At 41.1% G+C, this 2132-nt stretch carries 2 protein-coding genes; both read left to right on the top strand.

Annotated elements, in window-relative coordinates:
* Positions 1 to 253, top strand: a 253-nt coding sequence (locus H1P_RS37985; protein ID WP_222427415.1) for a hypothetical protein, incomplete at its 5' end; no start/stop codon positions are given.
* A partial coding sequence (locus H1P_RS35325; protein WP_144876450.1) for a fused MFS/spermidine synthase occupies positions 220 to 2132 on the top strand: 1913 nt, incomplete at its 3' end. The genes H1P_RS37985 and H1P_RS35325, both read left to right, overlap by 34 nt.

Raw genomic sequence — 2132 nt, 5'->3', positions numbered from 1 at the left:
ACACAAACAGTTAAATAAAATAGCGAATCGCTCATCTTTCTGGCATGGGGGTCTGGGAAACTCCCAGGTAGGCAGGGAAAATAGAAAAATTATCAGAAGACAAAACCTTCACTTGGGCGAAGTGCGGTCTATCTTCGGCAGACTGTACTTCTTGACAAATCTTTGTCGAGTAATTTACTCGGAACTGTTGAAATATAAATTGGAGAAAATTAATTGGTTATGGCTGCAAAACTTAAGCATTCTTGGGCAATAACAATCTTATTTGCTCTGTTTTTCGTATCTGGTTTCAACGCGTTACTGTATCAAGTCGCTTGGCAGCGAATGTTGGGGTTATTTTCTGGCTCTGATGTGCGCTCTGTAACTGTTGTGATTGCTTCTTATCTATTGGGTTTAGGATTGGGAAATCTACTCAGTAGTCGGATCAGCGATCACCTTAATAACCGTCAGTGTGTGAGAATTTATGGCTACTGCAATTTGGGAATTGCGATTTTTGCCATTTCTAGTCGTTTTTTGTTTTACGATTTGCTGTTTCTGCGATTGCAATATTTGGCGCAGTCTCCTGTGGTAATGCTAGGGATTGTCTTTGTCAGTTTGTTAATACCGACAACTATGATGGGGTTATCTTTGCCTCTACTTTCCAAAGCGGTTAGTCGTACTGCGGAGAATGCAGCCTCTCGTATTGGCTGGTTGTATGGGATTAATACTTTAGGATCGGGTGTCGGTACTCTGGTTTCTGGCTGGTATATTGTGGGAACTTTGGGTTACGCTGGAACAGTTTATTTGGGTTCGTTTTTTAGTGCTTTTGTGGGCTTGGTAGCATTAATTATCTCGCGGAATTTTGCTCGCCACAAGGCTAATTTCCCGCAGGAGAATACTAATTCTTTGTCTCACACAACAAGTAAATCTCTTCAGCAATGGTATCTATTAGTTTTTCTGTCAGGTTTTGCAGCTATTTCATGGGAAATAATTTGGTTTAGGGTCTTAGATATTGCTTTACAATCTAATGCCTATACTTACGCCCATTTACTTGCTTTTATTTTAATAAGTGATGGTGTAGGCAGTTTATTAGGAGCGAAGGCGAGTCAATATATTCATCAATCCAAAAAGGTATTTTTGTTAATTCAAGGATTGGTGGCAGTGTATTCTGCGATCGCTATATGGGGAATTGCTGCTTATTGGCAAAACAACCCCGATCTACGTTCTGATATTGGCTTTATCGATCTTAACAATATTGATTTCTCCCTTATTTTTAAATACTTAATTGTTCCTTCTGTGATGATGATTTTGCCTAACTTATTATTGGGTTTTTATTTTCCTCTAGTGCAGAAAGCCATTCAAAAAGACCAGCACTCCATTGGGAAACGAGTCGGCTCAATTTTAGTAGCCAATATTTTGGGTAGCACTATCGGTAGTCTGATAACGGGTTTAGTATTACTAGATCGCTTGGGAACTTCAGGCTCAATTAAGTTACTGTGTGGTTTGGGGTTAGGCTTTCTCTTGGTAATTCATCCACACTGGCTCAAAACTAAACTAACTACTGCGTTAACCGTTGTTTCTGTGATGCTGGTACTGGCTTTCCCCTCTAATTCACAATTATGGGCAGCTTTACACGCAGTTAGTCCTGATGCTTATTTTACCGTGGCAGAAGACTCCACCAGTGTTGCAGCGATCTCAGAAACCGAAGGAAAAGGGATTTTGTTCGCTAGCGGTCAAATCCAGGCAAACTTTCCTTATATGCACGTTCACGGGCTTTTAGGTACTATTCCCGCGCTTTTACATCCCAATCCTACTAATGCCAATATCATTGGTTTAGGTTCGGGAGGAACTCCCCACAGTTTGGGGGTCAATCCCTTGACCGAACGGGTCAAAGTGGTAGAATTTTTGGGGGCAGAATTAACTGTCTTAAATGAGTATGCCCAAACCTCTATGGGAAAGCCCTTAAAACATTTGCTACAAGACCCCCGTTACGAATTTGTGGTGGGAGATGGACGCAGAGAGTTAGTCTTGAGCGATGAGAAATTCGACATTATAGAAGCAGATGCCATTCACCCTTGGCGATCGCGTGCAGGAATGCTTTACTCCCAAGAATTTTTTCAGGAAGTGCAAAACAAGTTAAAACCAAGAGGTTTTTT

The sequence above is a fragment of the Hyella patelloides LEGE 07179 genome (assembly GCF_900659865.1).
GTDB classification, from domain to species: Bacteria; Cyanobacteriota; Cyanobacteriia; order Cyanobacteriales; family Xenococcaceae; genus Hyella; species Hyella patelloides.
The sequence above is the reverse complement of the archived record's forward strand: the minus strand, read 5'-3'. Positions and strand labels throughout refer to the sequence as shown.